Raw genomic sequence first — 4,482 nt, 5'->3', positions numbered from 1 at the left:
CCCGTGTCTTCCCCTCCTTCCTCACCTCCTTTCCCCTACCGCACTCCCCACACCCCTTCTACCTAAGACATAGGTTCCCAAACCAGGGGTCGGGACCCCAAAAGGGGTCGGAATGCTAATTATGTGGGGTAATAAAGAGGTCAAGGGGTCGGTGGGGTCGCGGAGGTACCCCCAAGGCCTGGGGGCATGAAATATCCAAGCAGGGATTACGAGACCACGTCAAAATCAGTGCTGTTTAGTAGGCTAATCATAATATCAGACAGCCATGAGGTGCCGTATGATACTTGCAATACAGCTGATATAACGGCGCAGCATGTTATGTAGTGTTAAAATAGTAAGAACAGTTTGTAATTGGCAAATTTGAGAAGTTCATTTTGATTACTTTTTAGTAAATTTAGTTACCCTCATTTCCATCACTACTTGAAATTTACAGCTACAAAGAATATTGATTATGATGATGCACTGGATCTCGCAGAATAGAAACAGGATTTACTTAAGTATTTGCAGAATCTGAGAGGGAATATGAATGCTAGATTCCCAAAGTTGCTAACTGAGTCTTTTGATTTTGTGCAGTTCCCATTCAAAACTGATGCACAGCAGTGTGGTTCTATTCCACATAAAATGGCAGAGTAGCATGTTATGTAGTGTTAAATTAGTATCACCAGTTTGTAATTGCCATATTTGAGAATTACATTTGGATTACCTTTCTTTTGTAAGTAAAATCTAAATATGTTTTATGTGTTAATTTTTCCTTTACATAAATACCATCATATGACCAAAAATTCACAGTAGTGCTGTAAATGTAGAAGTAAACATAAACACTTGGTATATATATATATATATATATATATATATATATATATACTTGGGGTCGCACTGAACAGTTGAAAGTGCTGAATGGGGTCGTGCTAGGAAAAGCTTGGGAACCCTTGCTGTAGACCTTCCTGCCTTGCCCGTACAGGAAAAGCACACAGTATACACTGGTCTGGACAGTCTGCCATTATGTCAGGAATTGAGTGCATACGATGGCTTTCCTTAATAACGAAACCAACATTCATGTTTCAATTTTATTATTTGAATTTGGGAACTTTCATTAATGATCACTCGTTCACTTCCTGCACTATTGTATGGCTATTATTGCTATCAATAGATAGTTAGGTCGTGACGTCACAGGCATTCCTGCCTGTGACAGCACGAGCTGTGACGAATTACTGTGATGAGCATACGAGTATGTGAGAAATTAGTCCTGTCACCGCTCGGTCACCGCTCTCAAACACTGCCTTGACTTGGTAGGGACTGTAAATTAGCAACCAAGGTGGGAGAAAACTCGTGAAGTTAACTAGTCTTAGATTTTTTTCTATTTTAATAAGACTAAATAAAACAGGTATAGTATAATAAATATAATAAATATATAATAAATAAGTAGCTCCGCCTTGGAGTGTGGTGAGTGTGAACTGTTGAGAACTGAGCACTAGTGAGCAGCGAGCGGGTGGAAGACAGCTGACAAATGGATATGGGCATCCAATAACATTCAATAACAATTGTGCACTTTTGACCCGTAAGAGTAAAGGAGTTATCTAATGTGGGCGAAATGACTCCACCAAGTGGGCGAACTGACTTTGGTCGAAATGACCTTTTGGTGTGGGCGAAATGACCGGATACCATGAAAACATAAAAATGCAATTATCTCAAAACTTTGTTTTTTGCATAAAAGTAATTATATCTCCATGTGTAATTGTGCAATTTTAAAAGTTCTTGTTGAAAGATGATCATGTAACTGGTATCTAACAATAGGTGTATAGCCATACCTTGCCTCCTTCAAATATATTTTTGACATTTTTTTTAAATTTTTGTTTTGTGTTTTTTGTATGCTTTCTTGTTTGCTGTGAGACTGACTTTTTTTCCTCTTCACCTACATTTACAAAATTACGAGTTTAGGTACGTCTGTATGTCTACTAACAGTGGACAAAAGGAAATCAATATTCTCTTCATAGTTTTGAAACCTTTACGTTATTTCGAAGTTCTCATAATCGCCAGTTAATTATCAGCCTCTTTTTAGCCGACACTGCCAATACTTTGATTTTTCTTTGTGTGTGTGTGTGTGTGTGTTTTCAGCTAAAACTCCGCTCAATGTATCACTGCTGCAGATCTTAAAACTGAAAGACGCCACCTAAACTGATGTGGACAAAGCATGCAACTTGACTTTGGAGAAGCATGATTAATCTTGTAGAACATACACACATACAAAAATAAATAAATAAATTTCAAAGAGGTACCTACACAAACATACCCAGAGTTAACCAAGCCTAACTAACCACAGCAGTATTAATAAGGCTTTCCACTAGCTAAATATGTTATTTTTCTCAACATTTACACACACAAAAAATATACGTATATAAACTGCAAAGAAGTACCAACAAATACCTACCCAAAGATAACCAAGCCTAACTAACTGAACCAAGTAGTAATAAGGCTTTCCACAAACTACATTCATAGGTCACTTTTTCTTAATATTTACACACAAAAAAAATTATATAAATTGTAAAAAGGGTACCTACAAAAATCTACCCAGAGTTAACCAAGCCTTAGTAACCAAACCAAGCATTATTAAGGCTTTCCGCTAGCTAGATGTGAGTGAGTTTTCTCAACATTTACACACTAAAAAAAATGTACATAAACTGCAAAAAAGTACCAACACAAATCTATCTTAAACTAACCAAGCCTAACTAACCAAACAAAGTACTAAAAAGGCTTTCCACTAGCAAGGTATGTAACTTTTCTTAACACTTACACACAAAAAGTGTATATAAATTGCAAAAAAACATGCATACACACATCTACAATGAGTTGACCAAGCCAAACTAACCAAACCAATTATTATTTTATAAGGCTTTCCAACAGCTAGATATGTCACTTTTCTTAACATCTGCACACAAAAAATTCCCAGAAGGTACCTAGAGAAATCTACCCAGTGTTAACCAAGCCTAACTAAGCAAAACAAGTATTAATAAGGCTTTCTGCTAGGTAGATATGCCACTTTTCTTAACATTTACCGAACACACACAAAAAAAAATGCATGTATATAAATTCCAAAAAGGTACCTAGAGAAATCTATCTGGAGTTAACCAAGTCTAATTAACCAAATCAAGCATTAGTAAGGCTTTCCACTAGCTAGATATGTCACTTTTCTTAACGTTTACACACACAAAAAAGTAAATAAATTCCAAAAAGGTACCAACACAAATCTACCTGCAGTTAACCAAGCCTAAGTACCCAAACCAAGTATTAATGAGGCTTTTCACTAGCTAGATATGCCATTTTTCTTAACATTCACACACACAAAAAACAATGTACATAAATTGCAAAAAAGTACCTACAGAAATCTCCCCTGAGTTAACCTAGCCTAACTAAAGCAAACCAAGTACTAATATCATCTGCCCATATCTGACCTAAACATTGACCTAGCTATCTCTATCCGTATGTGGAACTTATTAAGCTTTATCTAACTTATCTATACATATTTTACCCTGGTTCAATATTGTCTTGAATGCATTTAGCCTAATCAGGAAGCAGTGAACACAAAAATAACCTAACCTGGAATACAATCTTGCCACTCAGTCTAACCTACTCTGGCCTATCCAACAATTACTCTAACCTAAATCACCTAGAGTGAATCTGACTACATACACGTCCTTGGCATCTCTTGTCTTCTATCTGTGGGAGCAGCACTATAGCAGGTTTTTTTCTTCTATTTTTGCTTCACCACTGAGCTGCCTCCTTTGCAAAAAAAAAAAAAAAAAAAAAATCATATGACTGCAAATGATATACCATACATTAAGAAAGTAAATGCAGATTATTATTCTTATAAAATCTGCTTTCCATATTGCATTATTTAGTTTTCCATGTTTAATAAGTTTTAGTTAAAAATGTACCAATCTTCTTTAAATATTACTGCACAATCTTCTCTTCCAAATATGTAACCTAACATATTTTGCACCACGATGTATTTTACGTCACTTTCTTGGTAAACAGAGCATCAGTTATCATTATTATTACAACCCCAGGGTAGACAGTGTGCAGGGTCACCATAAATGGGGTTTGGTCACGAGAAAGCAGCCCTGGAGTATCTGAGGGACACCATTTACACAAGCACGCACGTCAACACTGCCACTTATATGATCATGTTTTTCCCTTATATCCCTATTTCCCTTGTTCTACGCATTGAGGTCATGTGCAGGGTCACCATACAAGAGGTCATGTCATGGGAAAGCAGCCCCGGAGTGTCTAAGGGACACGAAGTGAAGAAAATAATGCGCATCAGTGAAGCGTCGTGACGCCCAATGCCTTGACTTAGACCTTGAGGGACACCATATGCACAATCAAACACAATCAAGCCACTTCTATAATCAAATTTTCCCCTTAAATCCCTTTTTCCCTTGCTCCCTTTTTTTAGGTAATGTGAAGGGTCTCCATACAAGAGGT

The 4,482-nt window shown here is 36.8% G+C and carries 1 protein-coding gene; it reads right to left on the bottom strand.

The window, feature by feature from the left end; genetic code table 11:
* Positions 1-4,192: 4,192 nt before the first annotated feature.
* Positions 4,193-4,482: hypothetical protein (locus ACK5JN_RS06665; RefSeq protein WP_416869436.1), on the bottom strand; the 290-nt coding region annotated here is incomplete at its 5' end.

The organism is Kluyvera sp., from assembly GCF_047971185.1.
Classification (GTDB): Bacteria; Pseudomonadota; Gammaproteobacteria; order Enterobacterales; family Enterobacteriaceae; genus Kluyvera.
The sequence above is the reverse complement of the archived record's forward strand: the minus strand, read 5'-3'. Positions and strand labels throughout refer to the sequence as shown.